Annotated in this window: 19 protein-coding genes; 10 read left to right on the top strand and 9 right to left on the bottom strand. The window is 66.0% G+C overall.

Going from position 1 to position 21,164, the window contains the following annotated elements; all coding sequences use genetic code 11:
- Positions 1 to 94: 94 nt before the first annotated feature.
- Positions 95 to 1,111 carry a serine hydrolase domain-containing protein gene (locus BOS5A_RS15130; RefSeq protein WP_151955727.1) on the bottom strand — a complete coding sequence of 339 codons (1,017 nt, stop codon included), beginning with the start codon at positions 1,109 to 1,111 and terminating at the stop codon, positions 95 to 97.
- The gene (locus tag BOS5A_RS15125; protein WP_151955726.1) at positions 1,108 to 2,640 is read right to left on the bottom strand and encodes a permease; all 1,533 of its coding nucleotides are present in this window, start codon (positions 2,638 to 2,640) and stop codon (positions 1,108 to 1,110) included. Before BOS5A_RS15125 ends, BOS5A_RS15130 begins: the two co-directional genes overlap by 4 nt.
- Before the next feature lie 286 nt (positions 2,641 to 2,926).
- Between BOS5A_RS15125 and BOS5A_RS15120 the strand changes: the two genes are divergently transcribed.
- Positions 2,927 to 6,001: a TonB-dependent receptor domain-containing protein gene (locus tag BOS5A_RS15120; RefSeq protein ID WP_199857392.1), complete on the top strand. Its 3,075-nt coding sequence runs from the start codon at positions 2,927 to 2,929 to the stop codon at positions 5,999 to 6,001.
- 60 nt (positions 6,002 to 6,061) lie between these two features.
- Here the strand turns inward: BOS5A_RS15120 and BOS5A_RS15115 are convergent, their stop codons facing one another.
- A complete protein-coding gene (locus BOS5A_RS15115; protein ID WP_151955724.1) occupies positions 6,062 to 7,042 on the bottom strand; it encodes an asparaginase in 981 nt (326 codons plus the stop codon).
- Between the two features lie 144 nt (positions 7,043 to 7,186).
- Between BOS5A_RS15115 and BOS5A_RS15110 the strand changes: the two genes are divergently transcribed.
- Positions 7,187 to 7,603, top strand: coding sequence for a PilZ domain-containing protein (locus tag BOS5A_RS15110; protein WP_151955723.1), 417 nt, complete (start codon positions 7,187 to 7,189; stop codon positions 7,601 to 7,603).
- A 5-nt stretch (positions 7,604 to 7,608) separates the two neighbouring features.
- Here the strand turns inward: BOS5A_RS15110 and BOS5A_RS15105 are convergent, their stop codons facing one another.
- Positions 7,609 to 7,902, bottom strand: a complete 294-nt coding sequence (locus BOS5A_RS15105; protein WP_151955722.1) for a plasmid stabilization protein — start codon at positions 7,900 to 7,902, stop codon at positions 7,609 to 7,611.
- A 58-nt stretch (positions 7,903 to 7,960) separates the two neighbouring features.
- A complete protein-coding gene (locus tag BOS5A_RS15100; protein WP_151955721.1) occupies positions 7,961 to 8,818 on the bottom strand; it encodes an HpcH/HpaI aldolase/citrate lyase family protein in 858 nt (285 codons plus the stop codon).
- 52 nt (positions 8,819 to 8,870) lie between these two features.
- Here BOS5A_RS15100 and rpiA point away from each other — a divergent pair, with 52 nt between their 5' ends.
- From rpiA to BOS5A_RS15070, 6 genes are all read left to right on the top strand, one after another.
- A complete protein-coding gene (gene rpiA, locus BOS5A_RS15095) occupies positions 8,871 to 9,536 on the top strand; it encodes a ribose-5-phosphate isomerase RpiA (RefSeq protein WP_151955720.1) in 666 nt (221 codons plus the stop codon).
- A 71-nt stretch (positions 9,537 to 9,607) separates the two neighbouring features.
- Positions 9,608 to 11,689, top strand: coding sequence for a transketolase (gene tkt / locus BOS5A_RS15090; RefSeq protein ID WP_151955719.1), 2,082 nt, complete (start codon positions 9,608 to 9,610; stop codon positions 11,687 to 11,689).
- Complete coding sequence (gene tal, locus BOS5A_RS15085; RefSeq protein WP_151955718.1) at positions 11,689 to 12,795, top strand: transaldolase; 1,107 nt, start codon at positions 11,689 to 11,691, stop codon at positions 12,793 to 12,795. The genes tkt and tal overlap by 1 nt, the downstream gene beginning before the upstream one ends.
- A 118-nt stretch (positions 12,796 to 12,913) precedes the next feature.
- Positions 12,914 to 13,900, top strand: a complete 987-nt coding sequence (gene gnd / locus BOS5A_RS15080) for a phosphogluconate dehydrogenase (NAD(+)-dependent, decarboxylating) (protein ID WP_151955717.1) — start codon at positions 12,914 to 12,916, stop codon at positions 13,898 to 13,900.
- On the top strand, positions 13,897 to 14,712 hold the full coding sequence (locus BOS5A_RS15075; protein ID WP_151955716.1) for a Cof-type HAD-IIB family hydrolase: 816 nt from the start codon (positions 13,897 to 13,899) through the stop codon (positions 14,710 to 14,712). The genes gnd and BOS5A_RS15075 overlap by 4 nt, the downstream gene beginning before the upstream one ends.
- Positions 14,713 to 14,718: 6 nt before the next feature.
- Positions 14,719 to 15,465 carry an HAD-IIB family hydrolase gene (locus BOS5A_RS15070; protein ID WP_151955715.1) on the top strand — a complete coding sequence of 249 codons (747 nt, stop codon included), beginning with the start codon at positions 14,719 to 14,721 and terminating at the stop codon, positions 15,463 to 15,465.
- Positions 15,466 to 15,562: 97 nt separating this feature from the next.
- On the opposite strand, the gene BOS5A_RS15065 is transcribed toward BOS5A_RS15070, so the two are convergent.
- Complete coding sequence (locus BOS5A_RS15065; RefSeq protein ID WP_151955714.1) at positions 15,563 to 16,879, bottom strand: Nramp family divalent metal transporter; 1,317 nt, start codon at positions 16,877 to 16,879, stop codon at positions 15,563 to 15,565.
- Positions 16,880 to 16,997: 118 nt separating this feature from the next.
- Between BOS5A_RS15065 and BOS5A_RS15060 the strand changes: the two genes are divergently transcribed.
- A complete protein-coding gene (locus BOS5A_RS15060; protein ID WP_151955713.1) occupies positions 16,998 to 17,408 on the top strand; it encodes a DUF2147 domain-containing protein in 411 nt (136 codons plus the stop codon).
- A 126-nt stretch (positions 17,409 to 17,534) separates the two neighbouring features.
- Here BOS5A_RS15060 and BOS5A_RS15055 read toward each other — a convergent pair whose 3' ends face one another.
- Positions 17,535 to 18,164, bottom strand: coding sequence for a DNA-3-methyladenine glycosylase family protein (locus BOS5A_RS15055; protein ID WP_151955712.1), 630 nt, complete (start codon positions 18,162 to 18,164; stop codon positions 17,535 to 17,537).
- A gap of 54 nt (positions 18,165 to 18,218) precedes the next feature.
- Here BOS5A_RS15055 and BOS5A_RS15050 point away from each other — a divergent pair, with 54 nt between their 5' ends.
- Positions 18,219 to 18,536: a 2Fe-2S iron-sulfur cluster-binding protein gene (locus tag BOS5A_RS15050; RefSeq protein WP_151955711.1), complete on the top strand. Its 318-nt coding sequence runs from the start codon at positions 18,219 to 18,221 to the stop codon at positions 18,534 to 18,536.
- Positions 18,537 to 18,732: 196 nt separating this feature from the next.
- Here the strand turns inward: BOS5A_RS15050 and rlmB are convergent, their stop codons facing one another.
- Both rlmB and BOS5A_RS15040 read right to left on the bottom strand, forming a co-directional pair.
- Positions 18,733 to 19,479: a 23S rRNA (guanosine(2251)-2'-O)-methyltransferase RlmB gene (gene rlmB / locus BOS5A_RS15045; protein WP_151955710.1), complete on the bottom strand. Its 747-nt coding sequence runs from the start codon at positions 19,477 to 19,479 to the stop codon at positions 18,733 to 18,735.
- Entirely contained in the window at positions 19,479 to 21,083 is a 1,605-nt protein-coding gene (locus BOS5A_RS15040; RefSeq protein ID WP_151955709.1) for a M20/M25/M40 family metallo-hydrolase, read from the bottom strand. Before BOS5A_RS15040 ends, rlmB begins: the two co-directional genes overlap by 1 nt.
- Positions 21,084 to 21,164 lie beyond the last annotated feature (81 nt).

Here is a 21,164-nt window from a genome sequence, read left to right as displayed (position 1 = left end):
TTCTCGTGTCACCCCAGCGAAGGCTGGGGTCCATCTCTGATCGGTATGCCACCCGCTAGAGACATGGACCCCAGCCTTCGCTGGGGTGACGGCTTCATCGCTTATCCCATGCCCCAATCAGCGCATCCCCCGTTGCCGGGCGCAGCGTGAAGATGCCGCTGTCGAAATGCCGTGTCGGATGGACGCGGTTGGTGAGCAGCGTCCAGGCGAGGCCGCGGTCGAAGTCGATCCACAGGCCGGTGCCGGTGAAGCCGGTATGGCCGATCGTCTCCGCCGAGCAAGCATCGCCGCCGGACCAGCCTTCGAAGCGGCGTTCCCAACCGCAGGTGCGGTGCTCGTAGAAGGGGGTGCGGATCGCCTCCAGCATCGCCGGCGAAGCGCCTGAGCCGTCGAGCAGTCCGAGCGCGAAATCGAGCACGCCGGCGACCGTCCCGAACAGCCCGGCATGACCCGTCTCCCCGCCAAGGGCCGAGGCGTTCTCGTCATGGACCTCGCCCTTCAGCACGCGCTCGCGCCAGTGGCAGAATTCGGTCGCGACGGCCGGGCCGGGGGGTGGGCCGTAGCTCAGGCCATCGCCCAGCGACCATGCGGAAAGGGGCTGTCCGGTAATCCGCTCGATCGCGATGCCCAGCAGGATGAAGTTGATGTCGGAATAGACCGGCGGGCCGTGGCGCCATTCGCGCTGGAGGACGAAGACGCGCAGCCGCTGGGGGTCGTCGCCGTAGGTGTAGATCGGCTCGACCGCGGGGAAGAAGGTGCGGTGGGCGAGGCCGTCGCGGAAGGTGAGCCTGCGCTCGGGGGCGCCCGCGACGTCATACTGGCGCAGGTCGGGGATCGCTGTGATGAGCGGCGCGTCGAGATCAAGGCGGCCTTCGTCGGCAAGCGCCAGGATCATCGTCGTCGTCGCGACGACCTTCGAGACCGATGCGAGGTCGAACCAGTGCTCCGGCGTCAGCGGCTCGGGTTCTGGGACGAGCGCCGCCATGCCTGTGGTGCGCGTCGCGCGCGAACCGTCTGCGGCGACGATGCCCAGGGTTGCGCCGGGGATGCGGCTGGCGGCGACTGCTTCGGCGGCGGGGGCGAAGGCGCGGTCGGCGATGTGCTCGATCATACGGCCGCCTCAACGCTGTCGTCGGGCCTTGCCCGCGCCTTCACCACGATCGGCAGCAGCACGACCGCGGCAAAGCTCATCGCGCCGGACATCCAGAAGAAGCCGTCATAGCCGATTCTTTGCTGGATCGCCCCCGAAGCGCCCGCGAGGAGCCTCGGCAGCAGGAAGGCAAAGCCCGACAGGAAGGCATATTGCGGGCCCGGATGCTTCGGGTTCACGAGCATCGAGAGATAGACGACGAAGATCGCGCCCGCGAAACCGTGGCCGAACTGATCGACCGCCATCGCGATATAGAGATCGAGATCGCCCGCGGTCACCGGCAGCGACCCCAGCGTGAACAGCAGCGGGCCGCCCGGGTGCTGGTGCGCCAGCCAGGCGAAGACCCAATTGCTGACCGCCGACATGACCGCGCCGATGGCAAGGCTCCACGCGAGCGGCCAGCGCGCCGCCAGCAATCCGCCGAGCGCGACCCCCGCCATGCTCGAAAACAGCGCGACCGCCCCGTCCGCCATGCTGATCTGAACGAGGCCGTAACCGAGCGCGTTGAACAGCGGGTGCGACAGGGTAAGCGCCATCACGTCCCCCATCCGGTAGATCGCGACGAAGGCGAGCACTGGAAGGACGATGAAGCCGTAGCGCCAGAATATATCGACATAGGGCCCGATCGCGGCGGACGTGCGCGCTGGCGCGGTCGGCGGCATTCGCTGGATGCGGGGCAGCGCGATGGCGAGCGCGATGAAGGGCAGGAGGCACAGGACGAGGACGACGGGCGTTATGTTGGTCTTGCTGGTGATCCCGGCCGCGCTGGCGAGCGCGAGCAGCAGCCACCCGATGATCGCGGTCGCGATCGTGCTGAGCGCGAGGATGACGACGCTGCCGACGAGGCCGCGTGCCAGCGCAGCGCCGCGGCGCTCGTTCGCCCGCGGATCGGCGCGCATCGCGGCGAGCACGGGAAAGGGAAGGAAGGCGGCCGCGGCGATAGCGAGATAGGCGATCGTCCAGTCGGATTTCGCCGCGATGTAGATCGCGCCGCTGCCCGCCGCGACCATCGCGCTTCGGTAGCCCCACAGGTTTGCCGCGACGATCGGACCTTGTTGCGCACGCGTCGGCGCAAGCTCGATCCGCCACGCGTCCGCGGCGACCTCCAGCGTTGTCGTCCAGAAAGCGAGGATCACCGCGAACAAGGCGGTCACCGCCAGGTTCGCGTCGGACGAGGTGAACCCCATCGCCGCCATCGAGGCGAAGATGCCGAGCTGCGACAGCATGATCCACCCACGCCGCTTTCCCCAGAAGCGCGCGAAACCGGGCGCGTCATATGTGTCGAGCAGCGGCGCCCAGGCGAATTTGAAGGTCGGGAGCAGCGCCACCCAGGCGAAGAAGCCGATCGTGACGATGTCCACATTGTGCCGGGCGAGCCGCAGCAACAGCACCGCGTTGAACATGTAGAAGGGCAACCCCGCCGAAAAGCCGAGCAGGGCATAGAGTGTGAGGCGTCCGAAACCCGGTTTCAGCGGGGCCTCATCGGTCATCGGCCCCGCTCTTTTCGTTGCGCCCATCGGCGGTGCGGCGGTTGCGGTCACGCGGATACTCCTGCTGTTCGCCGGGAGCGTCCCGATCGCCTCGCCACGCTTCGTCGTGCGCACGCATCCGTCAATCCCGTAGCTGTGGCCTGAATGCCACGCGGCCCGAGGATCGTCACCACCGATGATGCCGGCAGGTTATGGCTTGGGGAAAAGAAACTATGACGCGACGTGACATTTTTGTTTCTTAATGCCGAGTGACCGCGGGGACGGCGGAAAATCAGGGGGACTGGGTATGCGCGCATCGATCTGGCTGAAGAGCCGACTGGCCGGGGGAACCGCGCTCGCGCTGCTCGGCCTCACCGCGCCGGATCTTGCCACGGCACAGACGGCGCCGGATGCGCAGACGACGCCCGATGCTGCGACGCCGACCGGCGCGGCCACCCCGCAGACGGGCGCCGGGCTGACGTCGGACAAGAAACCCGTCGAGGACGCCGGCGAGAAGGACATTCTGGTCACCGGTTCGCGCATCAAGCAGGACCCGAACAATTCGGCGTTACCCCTGCAGGTCGTGACGACGCAGGAACTCCAGCGCAACGGCATATCCAGTCCCGAACAGCTTATCAGCTTTCTGTCAACGAATGGGTCGGGCGCGGACAATCTCGCTTCGAATGCGGATGTAACGAGCGGCGCGCAGCGAGGCACCAACGGCCTTTCGGCAGCTAACCTTCGTGGTCAGGGTTCGGCGGCAACGCTTGTTCTGTTGAACGGTCGGCGCGTAGCGGCGCATGGACTCAGTGGCTCCGCGGTCGACGTCAACCAGATTCCGTTCGCGGCCATTGAGCGGGTTGAAGTGCTGAAGGACGGCGCGTCGGCGATCTATGGCACCGATGCTGTCGGCGGGGTCATCAACTTCATCACCCGCAAGGACTATCAGGGGATCGGTGTCCAGGCGTTCGACGACATCACCGAGCAAGGTGGCGGCAACATCTATCGCCTTTCGGGAATCGCCGGCTACGGAGACCTGTCCAATAATGGCTTCAACGTCATGGGCGCGGTTTCGTATAGCTGGAACAACATCCTGCGCGGCGCAGACCGTGATTTCGTCAACGGCAACCAACCCAATCGCGGTCTTTCGATCGACACGCGTGGCACGCCGACCGCGACGGCGTTTCCCCTCAACCCCAGCGCGACATATTTCCCCAATGGAACGCTCCTTGGTGGGACCTCTGGCGCGACACAGATCACCAACTTCTATTTCCCTGGCACGACGACGGTCGCCAATGGCGGCATCAACGTGCTCGACCTTCCCGGCGGCGCGGGTTGCACCACGATGGAAGGCGGGCTGCCTTACGACGAGCAGTTGTGGAACGCGCCGGGAGCGAAATATGCCTGCTCGTTCGATACCGGTCGCGTCGCCGTCATCCAGCAGCCGATCGAAACGCTGACCTATTACGCACGCGGCGTGCTGCGTGTGGGCGGGCAACACGACCTTTCGCTCGAAGTGACGGGATCGGATGCCAATTCGGCCAAAAGCTTCTCGAATGCACAGGTTTCGGGCAACACTACCAGTCTCCAAGCAGCCTTTCCGCTTAACAACCTGACCCGCGACACCTACAACAACGTCTACAACAGCATCGTGACCGCGTTCGCCGGATCGCCCGGTCTGGCGCAGGTTCAGGCCAATTACGGCAAGCCGATCGGGTTCCGTTGGCGCTGCATCGAATGCGGGCCGCGTGAATACAAGACCGAAACCAAAACTCTGAGGGTCGCCGCCGCCGCCGAAGGACCGCTATGGGCGGGGTGGGATTACCGCGCCGGCGCCTCCTATGCACGATCCGAGTCCCGGTCCGTGCTGGGCACCGGATATTATTTCAGCGGCAACGATTCGACCAACAAGCCCGCGGCCGGTGCCCCCACCGCTCCGGGCGCCAGCGCGCCGGGGCTGATTGGGTTGCTCAACAGCGGCATCCTCAACCCGTTCCTTTTGCCGGGGCAGGCGCAAAGTCAGGCGGCGATCGATGGTCTCGCCGCGGTTTCCGCTGCTGGCACAACGCTGTACGGCGGCAAATACGACGTGAAGCAGTTCGATGCGTCGGTGTCGGGTTCGCTCTTCCGCATATGGGGCGGCGACGTGAAGCTCGCCGCCGGCGTCGATTATCGCCGCGAAACCTATGCATTCAACGGATCGACCGCTGCGAATGCCGGCACGCCGACGATTTTCCTGGCCGCGTTCGACAATGTGAACGCCCTGACGCCGAAGACCCGCAATGTGAAAGCGGCGTATGCCGAGATCCTTATCCCGATCCTTCCGCAACTCGAGGTTACGGCTGCCGGACGTATCGACGATTACACGGGTTTCGGGACCACCACGAACCCGAAAGTTTCGATCAAGTTCCGCCCCATCGACGCGCTGATGTTCCGCGGCTCCTACAACACCGGTTTCCGGGTTCCATCGTTCAATCAGATTTTCAACGGCGTCACGACGTCGCCGTATGCGGGCAGCGATCTGGTCGATCCGATCAAGTGCCCGAGCGGCACGCCGAACGTGACCGATCCGAACTGCGCGTTCATCCGACCAGATATCAACACTGGTGGCAACCTGCAGCTTGGACCTGAAACTGCGCGTCAATTCAGCGCGGGCGTCGTGTTTCAGCCGTCAAACCACTTCAGCGCTTCGGTGGACTGGTGGAAGATCGATGTCGATAACACCATTACAAGCCTCACGCTGACCCAACTCATCCAGAACGCTTCGCTGTTCCCGGACCGCTTCATTCGTGATCCAGCAACTGGGGCGATCACGACGATCGACGATCGAGTCATCAACGCTGGCGCGCGGCGGACGCAGGGTCTTGAAGTCGCCCTGCGTGGGTCGATCGACGCATTGGGTGGCCAGTTCGCGGCGGGTCTGGACGGGACCTACCTGCTCAAAAAACGCGAGAAGCTTACGCAGAACGCGCCGTATGGACCTAGCCTGATCGGCGTCTTCAGCTTTGCGGGCGACCTTGGTATCCGCTGGAAGCACAACGCCTTCGTCAGCTACACCAACGACGATATCAGCCTGTCGCTGACGCAGATTTTTCGCGACGGTTACAAGAACGGCGCACTTCCCGGCATCGCCGCGGGCACGGTGACCCGACCGGACTATAACAAATATGTCGACAACTATATCATCTATAACGCATCGGTCAGTTATCTTGGACTCGGCCCGAACTTCAAACTGACCGCGGGCGTGCGCAACATATTTAACACCGATCCCCCGTTCGCGATCACATATGACGGCAACACTGGGGCGGGCGGATCATGGGAGCCGCGCGTTGCGGATCCGCGTGGCAGGTCGTTCACGATGGCGGTGGAGATCAAATACTGATCGCTCGAGCGTGCATCAAAGGGGCCGCGCGATCACCCGGTCGCGCGGCCCTTCTTCCTTTCAGAAAGCGAGCAGATCGGCGAGGGCGGCGCGGTCCTGACCCTGCGACAGCGCGAGCTGCGTCAGGAGGCGCGCCTGGGCGGGGCGCCAGCGGCCGGCGTTCAGGATGCCGCGACGCGCAAGGTCGATCTCGCTGCCGTCATAGGCGTAGCTCTCCCGCAGGGTCGCGCCCATGCCGACGCGCGAGGCGATGATGACGGGGATGCGGTCATTCAGACGGTCGATCGCCTCGACCGCGCGCGCCGAGACATGGCCACCGCCAACGCCCGCAATGACCAGCGCGCCGATCGGTGCGTTCGCAAAGGCGCCGATCGTTTCCGGTTCGAGATCGAGCCCCGCCTGCACGACCGGAACCGCGGGCACCGCGCCGCCCACCGAGAGCCGCGGCAGATCGGCGATCGTCGCCAGCTCGAAGCGCAGATGCCCCTCGACCACATGCCCGATCGGTCCGAACGGTTCGGAGGAGAAGGCGTGCGGGCGGCTGCTGTGGACCTTGCGGACGAGGTGCGCTGCATGGACCTCCTGGCCGAACAGGACGAGCGGACCTTGTCCGTTTGCGGCCGGATTGGCGGCGACGCGGATCGCGGCGGTGAGGTTGGCGGGCCCGTCCGCGCCCGCCTCGCCAGCGCTGCGCATCGCGCCGGTCACGACCACCGGCTTGCCCCGCCCAAGCATCAGCGCGAGCGCGAACGCGGTTTCCTCCAGCGTGTCGGTGCCGTGGGTGACGACGGCACCTTCAACGCCGCGCGCGAACGCTGCTTCGATCGCATCCGCGATGGTCTGCACGTCGGCGAGCGAGATGCTGGCGCTGGGCTTGGCGAACAGGTCGTGACGCTCGAGCGTGATTCCCGCGTCGAGGCTCAGCCCGGCGGCGAGGGCATCGGCGCCGTGGCTCGGCGCCACCCCGCCGCCGTCCGCCGGTGCCATCGCGATCGTACCGCCAGTGGCGAACAGCGCGATCGAGCATCGGGGCTGGGTCATGGGCGAAACCTCAGGCGAAAGGAGAGATCGCGCGCTTGCGCCAGGCGCAGCGCGATTGGCAACCCCGCACCGAATCGGCGCAATAATGTGATGATACCGATGTCAGAAAGTCAGCGACGCGCAAAAATTCGTGGTTAAGCGTGCATGCACGACGAATATTGGGAACGCGCAACCGTAACTGATGTTACATTCCCCATTGTAAGAGCGTCGGGGATTTTCATGCAGTGTCTCAAAACAGCGCGCGCCGCACGCGCTTTCGCGCGCATGAAGGTGTTCCAGCCCGGCGCGATGGAATGGGGCGCAGCGCAGACCCGCATCCACCTGCTCGATCTCTCGCGCGGCGGTGCGCTCGTCTATGCGCAGCAGCCGCCGGCCGTGGGATCGATCGTTCGCTTCGTCGAACCAGCGTGCCTTTCCGCCGCACGCGTCGTGTGGGCGCGGGGCAAGCGCTTCGGCGTCGCCTTTGCCGCGCCGATCAGCGACGCGCTGATCGACATGGTGATTGCCGAGCAGGAGCGGCTCGCCGACGATCTGGTCAAGCGACCACCGCTCCAGCGCTGAACGCGTCAGGCATTGCCGTTGCGGCGGCGTGTTTCCCAGCCCTTGCGCGCAGCGGCGGTTCGCGCCTCCGGGCTGCCTTTGCGCTGCGCCTTGCCACCTTGTTTTGACGCGGCGTTGGTATCGGGCTTGCCGCGTCCCGAACCGGACTTGTTGCCGCCGCCCGAATCCTTGTTCACCGTCGCCCAGGCCCGCGACTCCGCTTCCTTCTTGGGGACGCCGCGCTTCTCATAGCCTTCCTCGATATGCTCGGCCTTGCGCTTCTGCTTGTCGGTATAGCTGCTCTTGTCGCCCTGGGGCATCGCTCGTCTCCTCGCGCCGCTGAAACGAACGAGGCCGACGCCGGTTTCTGACCGAGCCTCAGCGCATCGAGGTAATGGCAAGCACCGCCTGCGCTTCGGCAAGGTGGAGCCGCTCGACCATCGTGTCGCCGAGCCGGATCGCACCGCGGCCCGACGTTTCGGGGTCGGCGAAGGCCGCGACGACGGCGCGGGCCCAGGCGACGCGCTCGTCGCTCGGCGCGAACACGGCGTTGGCGACTGCGATCTGGCCGGGATGGACCAGCGATTTGCCATCGAAGCCCAGATCGGCACCCTGCCGGCATTCGCGTTTGAGCCGCTCCGTGTCGTCGATCGCATTCATCACGCCATCGAGGGCGGCGAGGCCGAAGGCGCGTGCGGCGACGACGATCTGGGTCAGCAGCGGCGACAGCGGTGCGCGCATCTCGCCGGGGGTGCAGCGCATGTCCTTGGCAAGATCGTTCGTGCCGGCGACCAGCACCTCGAGCCGGTTCGCTGCCGCCGCGCCGCAGATCGCCGCAAGCTGCAGCATGCCGCGGCAGGTCTCGATCATCGCCCAGAGTGGCGGGCCGTCCGCCCCGATCAGGCTGCGGGCCGCGGCAAGATCGTCGGGTGCCGAAACCTTCGGGATCAGGATCGCGTCCGGCTGCGCCTCGCGCAGTGCGGCGAAATCGTCTTCGCCCCATTCGGTGTCGAGGCCGTTGACGCGAACCACGAGCGTCCGTTTGCCAAAGCCGCCGGCCTTCACGGCGTCCACCGCCATCGCGCGCGCTTCCGCCTTGCGATCGGGCGCGACCGCGTCTTCCAGATCGAGGATCACCGCGTCGCACGGCAGGTCGCGCGCCTTTGCGATGGCGCGCGCATTCGAGGCGGGGAGGTAGAGCGCGCTGCGGATGGGGCCGGGGATGTGGGCTGTCATGCGCGTGGTCTGCCGGTTGCGAAGCGCGCGTGCAATCGCGACATGGGACGCGATGGTGGATGACGACAAACGATTGGCGGCGGAGGCCGCGGTCTCGGAAATCGCGCCGGGCATGCTCGTCGGCCTCGGCACCGGATCGACCGCGGCCTATGCGATCCGGGCAATCGGCGAGCGCCGGCTCGACATCGCCGCCGTCGCCACGAGCCGGGCGAGCGAGGCGCTGGCGCGTTCGGTCGGTATCCGCGTCGTCGATTTCGCGGATGTGACGCGCGTCGACGTGACGATCGACGGCGCCGACGAGATCGACGACCGCTTTTTCGCCATCAAGGGTGCCGGCGGGGCGATGCTGCGCGAGAAGATCGTCGCGGCAGCCTCGCGGCGGATGATCATCGTTGCCGATGGCACGAAGCGCGTCGCTGCCATCGGCGCGGCGAAACTGCCCGTCGAAATCCTTCCTTTCGCGCGCGCCAGCACGATCGCCGCGCTGGAAGCGCTGGGTGCCGAGGTCACGATTCGGGCCGGCTTCCGGACCGATCAGGGCAACATCGTCGCAGACTGCCGCTTCGCGACGTTCCCTGACCCGCACGACCTGGCGCGTGCGATCGATGCGATCCCCGGCGCGCTCGGTCACGGCCTGTTCCTGAGCGAGGTCGATGCCGCCTGTATCGCGACCGACGGGATCGTCACGCGGCTGGAACGAGCGCCGCGCAGCGGTTAGGGCGCGCGCACAAGGAAACACATGCCCGAGTCGATGCGTTCGACCACCAACTCTTCGCCTGAGGATTTCCGATGACCGATACCGCCACCGCGACCCCCGCGGCTTCTGTCCACGAAGACGGCAGCCTGGAGCGGCTGACCATCGACACCATCCGCACCCTGTCGATGGATGCGGTGCAGAAGGCGAATTCGGGGCATCCCGGCACGCCGATGGCGCTTGCGCCGGTCGGCTACACGCTCTGGTCGCAGTTCCTGCGCACCGATCCCGGCAAACCCGACTGGCCCAACCGCGACCGCTTTGTCCTGTCGGTCGGCCACGCATCGATGTTGCTGTATTCGCTGCTGCATCTGGCGGGCGTCGAGGAAATCGATCGCGACGGCAAGAAGACCGGCAAGCCCGCGATCAGCCTTCAGGACATCGAGAATTTTCGCCAGCTCGGCTCGAAGACGCCGGGCCATCCCGAATATCGGCACACGACGGGCGTCGAGACGACGACCGGGCCGCTCGGCGCGGGCTGCGGCAATTCGGTCGGCATGGCGATCGCCGAACGCTGGCTGGCGGCGCGCTACAATCAGGACGGCTTCCCCGTCTTCGATCACGACGTCTATGTGCTGTGCGGCGACGGCGACATGATGGAGGGTGTCTCGGCCGAGGCGGCGAGCCTGGCCGGGCACCTCAAACTCTCGAACCTGTGCTGGATTTACGACAGCAACCACATCTCGATCGAGGGCGGGACCGATCTCGCGTTCGATGAGGATGTCGGTGCGCGGTTCGAGGCCTATGGCTGGCACGTCCTTCATGTCGACGATGCCAACGATACCAAGGCGGTCGCCGCCGCGATCCAGTCCTTCCGCGACACGGACGACCGGCCGACGATGATCGTCGTCCATTCGGTGATCGGTTGGGGCAGTCCCAAGGCGGGCAGCGAAAAGGCGCACGGCGAGCCGCTGGGCGAGGACAATATCCGCGCCACGAAGAAGGCCTATGGCTGGCCGGAGGACAAGAGCTTCTATGTTCCCGAGGGCGTCGCGGCGCATTTCCACGATGCGATCGCCGACCGCGGTGTTGCGCTACGCGAGGAATGGGAGGCGATGTTCGGACGCTACAAGGCGGCGCATCCGGCGCTTGCCGCCGAGATTGCGGCGATGCTGGCGAACGAGCTGCCCGAGGGTTGGGACAGCGAGATTCCGACCTTCGAGGCGGACGCGAAGGGCATCGCCAGCCGCGACGCGGGCGGCAAGGTGCTGAACGCGATCGTCAAGAAGGTGCCGTATCTGGTCGGCGGCTCCGCCGATCTGGCGCCGTCTACGAAGACCGACATCAAGGGGGCACCCTCGTTCGAGCCGGGCAATTACGGCGCGCCGAACCTGCATTTCGGGGTGCGCGAGCACGGCATGGGTGCGGTGGTGAACGGTATGACGCTGTCGCATCTGCGCGCCTATGGCTCCACTTTCCTGGTGTTCCTCGATTACATGCGCCCGCCGGTGCGGTTGGCGGCGATCATGGAGCTGCCGTCGATCTTCGTCTTCACCCACGATTCGATCGGCGTCGGCGAGGACGGGCCGACCCACCAGCCGATCGAGCATCTGGCCACTATGCGCGCAATCCCCGGGCTCGACATGATCCGTCCCGGCGACGCGAACGAAACCGCCGAGGCGTGGCGCGCGGCGATGACCGACGGCGACCGGCCGACTGCGCTCGTCCTCTCGCGCCAGGCGCTGCCGACCCTCGATCGGAGCAAATACGCCAGCGCGTCGGGTGTCGCGAAGGGCGCCTATGTGCTGGCGAGCGCGGACGATCCCGAGGTTATCCTGATCGCGACCGGATCCGAGGTGTCGCTCGCGGTCGAGGCGTATGAGAAGCTGGTAGCGAACGGCGTCAAGGCACGCGTCGTGTCGATGCCGAGCTGGTATCGCTTCGAATTGCAGGACCACGCCTACAAGGAAAGCGTGCTGCCCGCGGCGGTGACGGCGCGCGTCGCGATCGAGATGGCGGGCGAGATCGGCTGGGATCGCTATGTCGGGTTCAAAGGCCGCACGATCACCATGTCCACCTTCGGTGCGTCGGCACCGATCGCCAAGTTGCAGGACAAGTTCGGGTTCACCGTCGACAATGTCGTCAAGATTGCCCGCGAAAGCATGGAGGCCAAGTGATGAGCAGGCTCAGCGACCTGAGTGGCAAGGGCACCGCAGTGTGGCTCGATTTCGTCGACCGCAAGTTCCTGGAAAGCGGCGGACTGAAAACGCTGGTTGAGGACGACGGCATCACCGGCGTCACCTCCAACCCGTCGATCTTCGAAAAGGCGATGGGGCAGGGCACGGCCTATGACGACAGCCTCGCGGCTTATGACCGGGCGCATCCCGAAGCGCCGACGATCGATCGCTATGAAGCGCTCGCGGTGCAGGACATCAAGGCGGCGGCCGATACGCTGCGCCCGGTCTATGATCGGCTGGATGCGAAGGACGGCTATGTCAGCCTGGAAGTGTCGCCCTATATTTCCGACGATACCGACGCGACGATCGCGGAGGCGGCCAAGCTGTGGAGCATGGTCGACAAGCCGAACCTGATGATCAAGATTCCCGGCACACCCGCTGGCGCTCCCGCGATTGCCGCCACGATCGCGGCGGGGATCAACGTCAACGTGACGCTGCTGTTCGGGATCGAGGCCTACAAGGCGGTCGCGCTGGCGCATGCCGCGGGACTCGAGAAGCGGGTCCAGGAGGGCAAGCCGATCGACCGGATCGCGAGCGTCGCCAGCTTCTTCGTCAGCCGCATCGACAGCGCGATCGACGCGAAAATCGACGCACTCGGCACAGACGAGGCCGCGGCAATCCGCGGCAAGGTCGCGATCGCGAACGCGAAAATGGCGTATCAATGGTATCTGGAGTTCCTGAAGAGCGACCGCTGGCACGCGCTCGCCGCCAAGGGCGCGATGCCGCAGCGGTTGCTCTGGGCATCGACGGGCACCAAGGACAAGGCCTATCCTGACACGCTGTACGTCGACACGCTCATCGGTGCGGATACGGTCAATACGATGCCGCCCGCGACGATGGACGCGTTTCGCGATCACGGCACGATTGCCGAGACGCTCACCGCGGATGTCGACGGTGCTCGCCATGTGCTGGCGGAGGCGGAGCGGCTTGGTCTCGACCTGAACGGGGTCACCGACCGGCTGGTGGAGGAAGGCGTCGCCTCCTTCGCCAAGGCGTTCGACGATCTCCTCGGCGCCATTGCGGCCAAGCATCCCGCCACCGCCTGACAATCCTCCGTTCACCCTGAGCCTGTCGAAAGGCCGTTCTTCCATTTAGGCAGGGAACAAACAGGGCAGGACGGGGCTTCGACAAGCTCAGCCCGAACGGGATAAGCGGAGAATTAACATGAAGATCGGGTTGATCGGCCTCGGCCGCATGGGCGGCAACATCGCGCGGCGGCTGATGCGTGGCGGGCACGAGGTCGTGGCGTTCGATCGCAATGCAAAGTTCGTCGAAACGCTCGCCGGCGAAGGTGCGAGCGCCGCCGACGGTCTGGATTCGATGCGCGCGCAGCTCGGCAGCCCGGCCATCTTCTGGGTCATGCTCCCGGCGGGCGATCCGACCGAAAGCACGATCGCGACGCTCGCCGAGCGCGCGGAGGCGGGCGACATCATCATCGATGGCGGCAATACCTTCTACAAGGACGACATGCGCCGCGCGAAGATGCTGGCTGAAAAGGGCATTCGCTATATCGACGTCGGAACGTCGGGCGGGGTCTGGGGCCTCGAGCGCGGCTATTGCATGATGATCGGCGGCGACAAGGACGCGGTAGATCTGCTCGACCCGATCTTCGATTGCCTGGCGCCTGGCCTCGGCACGATCGCGCGCACCCCCGGTCGCAATACGGACGATGGTGAAGACCCGCGCGCGGAGAAGGGCTACATCCACGCCGGACCTGCGGGCGCGGGGCACTTCGTGAAGATGGTCCACAACGGCATCGAATACGGACTCATGCAGGCCTATGCCGAAGGCTTCGACGTGCTGTCAGGCAAGAATTCGGACAAGCTGCCCGAGGATCAGCGCTTCGACCTGAACCTGACCGATATTGCCGAGGTGTGGCGGCGCGGCAGCGTGATCTCGTCCTGGCTGCTCGATCTGTCGGCGGCTGCGCTCGCCAAGGATCAGAAGCTCGAACAGTTTTCCGGCAATGTCGCGGATTCGGGCGAGGGCCGCTGGACGATCGATGCGGCGATGGAGCAGGCGACCCCGATCAACGTCCTCGCGACCGCGTTGTTCGCGCGCTATCGCAGCCGGGTCGAGCACACCTTTGGCGACAAGATGCTTTCGGCGATGCGCTTCGGCTTCGGCGGCCATGTCGAGATGCCGCAGTGACCGGACCGGGACTCGTCGTCTCCGATGTGGACGGCACGCTTGTCGACAAGCAGAAGCAACTGACCGCGGGGACGATCGCCGCGGTTGAGCGCCTGCGCGCGGCTGGGATTCGCTTCACCATCATCAGCGCGCGGCCGCGATCGGGAATGATGCCGCTTGCCGATTCGCTCGACCTCGACGGGCCGATGGGCGCGTTCAACGGCGGCACTGTCTTTCGCCGTGACGGCACGGTTCTTGAGCAGCACCGCGTCGATCCGGAAATCGCGCGCGGCATGTTCGCGCTGGCGCATGGCGTGCAGGTCGATCGTTGGGTGTTCGCCGACGACCAGTGGTTCGCCTCGACCGACCGCGGCGTCCATGTCGAGCATGAGCGCGTCGCGTCGAACAGCGAGCCGGTGGTGACGACTGCGTTCGGGACGCTGCTCGACCGCGCCGACAAGATCACTTTTGTCAGCGACGATGCCCCGCTGCTGAAGGCGCTCGCCGAAAAGGCTGTCGCGCGCTTTGGCGACCAGGCGACGATCGTGCAGAGCCAGACCTATTATCTCGACGTAACGGCGCGCGCCGCCAACAAGGGTGACGGCGTGGCGGCGCTCTGCGACGCGATCGGCGTCCCGCTGGGCGATACGACCGTGATCGGCGACCAGGCCAACGACGTCGCGATGTTCGAGCGCGCTGGCCGCGCCATCGCGATGGGCAACGCGCCGGACGCAGTAAAGGCCAGGGCGCAGTCGGTGACCGCGAGCAACGACGAAGACGGTGTCGCGCACGCCATCGACACCATGATCCTTTCCCAATCCACGAAAGACTGACATCCCATGAAGAAACTCGTCGCCTTCGATCTCGACGGCACGCTCGCGCTCAGCAAGCAGGCGATTCAGGCGCCGATGGCGAATGCGCTCGCCGACCTGCTCGAGGTGGCGCATGTCGCGGTGATCTCGGGCGGGGACTGGCCGCAGTTCGACAAGCAGGTCGCCAGCCAGCTGCCCGAGCGGGCGGACCGATCGAAGCTGTGGCTGATGCCGACGACGGGGACGAAACTCTACACGTTCCAGCGCGGAAAGTGGTCGCCGGTCTATGCCGAACTGTTCGATGATGCGACCAAGGCGAAAATCCTCAAGGCGTTCGACGAATCGCTCGAGGCGACGGGATTCAAGCCTGAGCAGACCTGGGGCGAGCGGATCGAGGACCGCGGCAGCCAGATCACCTTTTCCGCGCTCGGCCAGCAGGCGCCGCTCGAGGAGAAGGAGCATTGGGACCCCAAGTTCGAGAAGCGCAAGGTCATCCAGGCGGACTTGCGCCAGCGTCTGCCGGGGCTGTCGATCAACATGGGTGGTGCGACCTCGATCGACATCACACGGGAAGGCGTCGACAAGGCATATGGGCTGAAGCGGTTGCGTGACGAAAGCGGCATCGCGCTCGACGACATGATGTTCGTCGGCGACGCGATCTTTCCGGGCGGGAACGACTATCCGGCAAAGGAGCTCGGGCTCGACACGGTGCGGGTGCGCGATGTCGAGGATACGCTGACCATGATCGCAACAGCTGTTGCTTGTCTGAAGTAGAATTGTGCTCCCGCGAAAGCGGGAGCCCAGTCTGGATCCCCGCCTTGGGCCCCTTCAAAGTATTACTTTGAAGGGAAACCCTTCGCGGGGATACAATTTAGAGCATCCCCCACAGCAGCGTCGCGTTCAGCCCGATAATCACCACCGTGATCGCCCACGCCACGACCTTCAGCCATCGCCCGCTCGCAAAGCGCCCCATCAGGCGCTTGTCGCCGGTGAACATCACCAGCGGCACGACCGCGAAAGGAAGCTGCAGGCTGAGGATCACCTGACTGAGCACCAGCAGCTTCGTCGCGCCGGCATCGCCCATCGCGCCGACGACGATAACGGCGGGAATGATCGCCAGCCCGCGGGTGATGAGCCGCCGCTGCCAGACCGGCAGCCGGATGTTGAGGAATCCCTCCATCACGATCTGCCCCGCGAGCGTGCCCGTCACCGTCGAATTCTGCCCCGACGCGAGCAGCGCGATCGCGAAGACGACGCTCGCCGCGCCCATCCCGAGCATCGGTGCGAGCAGCCGGTGCGCGTCGGCGATATCGGCGACGTCGGTGCGGCCGGCGGTGTGGAAGGTCGCCGCGGCGAGGATCAGGATCGCTGCGTTGATGAAGAAGGCGAGGCCGAGCGCGACGGTGGAGTCGATCGTCGCCAGCTTCACCGCCTCACGCGTGCCGGCCTCGTCGCGGCGATGAGCGCGGGTCTGGACGATCGAGGAATGGAGGTAGAGATTGTGGGGCATCACCGTCGCGCCGAGGATGCCGATCGCGATGTAGAGCTTGGCCGGATCGGTCACGATCTGCGGCGTCGGCACTAACCCCCCGAGGATGCCCGCTAGGCTCGGCTGCGCGAGGAGCAGCTCGAACGCGAAGCAGACCGCGATGATGAGGAGCAGCGCGACGACGAACGCCTCGAGCTTGCGAAAGCCATAGCGTTGCAGCGCGAGGATCAGGAACACGTCGAGTGCCGTCAGGATCACGCCGTAGACGAGCGGCAGCCCGAACAGCAGCTGGAGCGCGATCGCGGTGCCGAGCACTTCGGCCAGATCGCAGGCGATGATCGCGATCTCGCACAGCACCCATAGGCCGAACGAGACCGGCTTCGAATAATGCTGGCGGCAGGCCTGGGCGAGATCGAGTCCCGCGACGATGCCGAGCCGCGCCGACAGCGCCTGGAGCACGATCGCCATCAGGTTCGAGACCAGGATGACAGAGAGGAGCGTGTAGCCGAACGCCGATCCGCCGGCGATGTCGGTCGCCCAGTTGCCGGGGTCCATATAACCGACCGCGACGAGAAAGCCGGGTCCGGCAAAGGCGAACAGCCGCCGCCCGAATGCGGTGCCGACCGCCGGCACAGCGACGCTCCGGTGGCTTTCGGAGAGTGAGCCGTGGATCGGCAGCGAGGCTGGCGGTGGTGTCATCGCGTCAGCCTTGCCGGAAATGATGCGTATCGATCAACCGTCTTGCCACCCAAATCGTCCACCGTGCATTCACGCATCCGGTGCGAAGATACGTGCCGGTTCACAAAGAGGATTGCCGATGATCCGTTCCGCCGCTGCTGTGCTTTTGATGATGGCTGCAACGTCCGCAGGTGCGGCAGTGCCGATCAACGGCCGCTGGATCACCGGGGACGGCAGCGCTGTCATCACGGTGGGGCCGTGCGGCGCGCAGACCTGCGGGCGGATCACCACGGTGCTGAAGGCCGAACCGGGCGCGCCGAAGGTCGATGCCGGCAACCCCGATCCGGCTCTGCGCACGCGCCCGATCGTCGGGCTGCCGATCCTGACCCAGTTCGCCGACAAGGGCGATGACTGGCGCGGCCGCATCTACGATCCGCGCAACGGCAAGACCTACAAGTCGATCGTCAAGCGCAACCCGGACGGGACGCTGAAGGTGCAGGGGTGCATCGCGTTCTTCTGCCAGACGCAGATCTGGCGGCCGGTGCGGTGAATCGGGTTCATCTCTCCCCGTTCGTGCTGAGCGCAGTCGAAGCACCGTCCTTCTGCTACGCGTCGGCAACGAAGAACGGCACTTCGACAAGCTCAGTGCGAACGGATGTGATGGCCGGTGCGCTGACTACACCGGCGCGGCGTCCGCCCCCGCACCGTAATGGTGCCAGGTGAAGATCGCCGCCGCCCCGCGATACGGCCGCCATGTTTCGGAGAGCTCGCGAGTCAGCTTCTCGCTCGGCCGCACGTCGTGACCGAGGATGCGGCCGACCTCGATCTGCACGGCCAAGTCGCCCGCGGGCCAGATATCGCCGCGCCCCTCGGCGAACAGGAGATACACCTCGGCGGACCAGCGGCCGATCCCCTTCACGCGAGTGAGCGCCGTGATCGCGTCCTCGTCGTCCTCCGGCAGAATGTCGAGATCGAGCCGGCCGCTCGTCACCTCGTCGGCAAGGCTCCTCGCATAACCCGATTTCTGGCGCGAAAAGCCCGCGGCGCGCAATTGCTCGTCGGTCGCCGCGGCGATGGCGTGCGGATCGGTCGGGTCGCCGACGATCGTCTCCAGCTTGCGCCAGACCGCGTCCGCCGCCTTCACGCTCACCTGCTGGCCGACGATCGTGCGCAACAGCGTCGCATAGCCGCGGTCGCGGATGCGGGGTTCGGGATAGCCGACGCGGGCAACGGCCGCGGCGAAGGCGGGTTCCAGCGCGGCGAGGGCGTCGAGATCGGCGCGCAGCCGCTCCGCGCTCAACCCCATTGCGAGGCTCGCCGCTTGGCGGCATGGGAAGGGAAGACTGTTTCGGAGATCATCATGCCCAAGCTTATCGTCGTCACACGCGCCGGGGAAGAACGCGAGATCGACGGCGAGGCCGGGCTGTCGGTGATGGAGGTCATCCGCGACGCCGGGATCGACGAGGTTCTGGCGCTTTGCGGCGGGTGTTGCTCCTGCGCCACCTGCCACGTCCATGTCGACCCGGCGTTTGCGGCCAAACTGCCGGCGATGAGCGAGGACGAGAATGATCTCCTCGATTCATCTTCGGATCGGGACGATCGATCGCGGTTGTCGTGCCAGTTGCAGTTCACGAGCGCGCTGGACGGGTTGAAGGTAACGATCGCCGCGGAAGATTGACGGGCGCAGGCGCGGCCACGCCGCGCCGATGCGCGAAGCGCAGCGCCCGGCGCGGCCGGTGGGTCGGCTTAGCCGAACCCGTCCGACGACGGCTTTGCCGTCGGCGCCTCAATGTATGCAGAGCGTCGTGCCAGCGCAGGCTGGCATCGCATCGCAGAGAGACCCCAGCCTGGCGCCGGGGTGACGACAAAAGCGGCTACGATCGCGCCGCCACCGCATACAGCGCGATCGCGGCAGCGTTCGACACGTTCAGGCTCTCGACCTTTCCGGAAATCGGCAGCTTTGCTAGTTCGTCGCAGTGCGCCTCGGTGTTCTGGCGCATGCCTTCGCCTTCGGCACCGAGCACGATCGCGACCCGCTGCTGGCCGATCGCCTGCGCAAAAGTCTGGTTGGCGTGGCCGGTGAGGCCGACGCGCCAGAACCCGGCTTCGGCGATTTCCTCCAGCGCGCGCGCGAGGTTTACGACACGTATCCACGGCACCGTTTCCAGCGCGCCAGATGCGGCGCGCGCGACCGAGCCTGATTCGGGCGGCGCGTGACGGTCCTGCGTCACGATGCCGAGCGCGTCGAACGCGGCTGCCGAGCGGAGGATGGCGCCGACATTGTGCGGATCGGTCACCTGATCGAGGACGACGAGCGGGCGCTGATCGTCCCGCCCTTCCAGCAAGAGATCGCCGAGCCACATGTCCTCAAGCGGATCGACCTCCGCCACCAGTCCCTGATGCGGCGCGTCGGAGGGCACCATGCGGCCAAGGTCCGCCACATCGGCATAGACGATCGGCAGCACCGGCGGCAGGTCGAGCGACGACAGCGCGTCGCGCGTGCCCCAAAGCTTGCGCACCGTGCGGTTGGGATTGGCGAGCGCGGCGGTCACCGCGTGACGTCCCCAGAAGCGGGGGCGCTGGCCGGTCGTCGAGGCGGGGCGGTGTCCGCGTTTGGCCATCAGTCGTCATCGTCCTTGGAATAAGCGAAGGGATCGGTGACCGCCGGCTGGGTCGGCACCGGCGGCCGCGGGAGCGCCTTGTCGGCATTGGCGGCATTCAGCAGGAAGGCGGCGAGCACCGTCGCCCCCTGCCGCATATCGTCACCGCGCAAGTGATCGAAGGTGTCGGCGTTGCTGTGATGCGTCACGCTGCCATAGTCCAGCGGATCCTGGATGAACTGGAAGCCGGGCACGCCGACCGACTGCATGAAGACGTGGTCGGTGCCGCCGGTCGGGCGGTTGGCGATCTGCGTCATCCCCATCGCGCGGAACGGCGCCATCCATTCCTGGAAGATCGGCACGACTGCGGGATTGCCCTCGGTATAGATGCCGCGCAGCTTGCCCGAGCCGTTGTCGATGTTGAAATAGGCGGCGAGGTCGTTGAAGCCGGGGCGCGGCGTGACCGGCCAGCGATTGGTGAAGCCGTAATAGCGCTGCATGCCCTGGCCCGTGCCGGACGTGGCATTACCGCGGGTCGCCAAGTGTTCCTGCACGAATGCCATCGAGCCGAGCAGGCCCTGCTCCTCCCCCGACCAGAGTGCGAAACGGATGGTGCGCTTCGGGCGGATGCCGGTCGCGGCGAGGATGCGCGCGGCTTCCATGATCATCGCGGAACCCGCGCCGTTGTCGGTCGCGCCGTCGCCCGCGACCCAGCTGTCGAGATGCGCGCCAGCCATGACATAGCCGGCCTTGGGATCGGTGCCGGGAATGTCGGCGAAGATATTGTAGGCGTTCGGGTCGCTGTCGTCGAAACGGACGACGCTCTCGATCTCCAGCGTCGGCGCCGGGCCGATCTTGGCGAGGCGGGCGAGACGGCGGTAATCCTCGGCGGCGATCTGGACCGCTGGAAGCGCGGGCGTCTCTCCCGTTCCGAAAAGATAGCCTTCGCCCGAGACGAGCTTGCCGTCGCGGTACGCCATCGTCGCCATCGCGACCGCGCCTTCGGCCTTCAGGAAGGCGTCGAGCTTCTGGGTGAAGTCGAGCCGTTTCAGCCGCTTGTCGGCGGCTTGCGGGTCATAGGTCGGCTGCTGATACTCGTCGAGCTTGCCGAGTTCCTCGCCGGTGTAGCGGTTGAAGGGCGCCTTCGTCAGGTCGCGCGCCGGTTCCGGAAAGCTGGTCATGACGATCTTGCCAGCAAGCTTGCCGCGCCACTTGGCGAAGTCGCTTTCCTTGGCGATCGGCGCGACGATGACGGGGGCGGTGAGGACGCCGTTGGTCGCGGGCGTCCAAGCGATCGGGATCGCGGTGAGCTGGATCGGGCGCGGCGTGACCATGCGGACGCTCGACTTCTCGATCCACCAGCCGCGACCGAAGGGATAGGCTTCCTTATGGACGTTCTTCAGCCCCCATTCGCGGTATTTGTCCTGCGTCCACCCTTCCGCAGTGCGCATCGCGGGCGAGTTGGTGAGACGGGGGCCGATGACGTCGGAGAGATGCTCCGCCGTCACCATTACCTGGCTGTGGTTCATGCCTTCGTCGATGATGCGGTTGACCGGGCCGCGGTCCTGCGCGGCGGCGGGCGAAAGTGCGAAAAATGCCGTCGCGGCCAGCAAAAGATGACGCATTGCAGTGATCCCCCTGGAAGTTTCCCGTTGCCGCCGGTGCTATGGCTCCTGCCGCCGCCGCGCAAGCATGGTTGCGGCGTT

The sequence above is a fragment of the Sphingomonas sp. EC-HK361 genome (genome assembly GCF_902498785.1).
Classification (GTDB): Bacteria; Pseudomonadota; Alphaproteobacteria; order Sphingomonadales; family Sphingomonadaceae; genus Sphingomonas.
This window is presented reverse-complemented; position numbering and strand designations above follow the sequence as displayed.